At 44.2% G+C, this 659-nt stretch carries 1 protein-coding gene; it reads left to right on the top strand.

The features are described from left to right. Window positions 1–659 (top strand): protein-glutamate O-methyltransferase CheR (locus tag A3739_RS06885; protein ID WP_156502424.1); only part of this gene is annotated, 659 nt, incomplete at both ends.

Below are 659 nucleotides of genomic sequence, written 5' to 3'. Positions count from 1 at the left end.
TTCAAGAGGTATCGGCACCCTTGCAGGGGCTAGGAGAATGGTTGGTATTGTTGGATCGATTAGTTATCGGTGAAACACGTTTTTATCGAGACTCCAATGCAATGGCTCTTGCTTACTTGGTAATGAAGAGTCGCTTAAAGAGAAAGAAAGACCGGAACTTAGCTATTTGGAGCGTAGGGTGCAGTAGTGGCGAGGAAAGTTACTCCTTGGCATTTTTATGCGATAGCTTGTTCAAAGAAATTAAGTGTGAGCCTAAGTTTGGTGTCACAGGCATTGATGTGAGCTGGGGAGTTTTAGGGAAGGGGCGTCACGCGGTGTATGAACAACGTCGTATGACTGGGTTGCCTCGAGCATGGAAAAGCACGTACTTCACACAGCTAGCTGAAAATGAATTTCAGGTTCAGGAAAACATTCGTCAGCGTGTATGTTTTGCGAAACAGAATATGCGCGATATAAGTCAAAGCCCGATCAATAATCAGGACTTAATTTACTGCCAGAATGTTCTGATTTATTTTCGTAACGAGCTTCGGCATGAAATTTTGAATGAACTAGGTGATCGACTCGCACTTGGTGGTGTTCTGATTATTGGTGCTGGAGAAGCACTTGATTGGAGCCACCCGAAATTGAAAAGAGTTGATGATAAACGCGCCTTGGCTTTC

It is taken from the genome of Oleiphilus sp. HI0067, from assembly GCF_001635735.1.
Note: the sequence above shows the minus strand (reverse complement) of the source record. Positions and strands in the feature narration are given on the sequence as shown.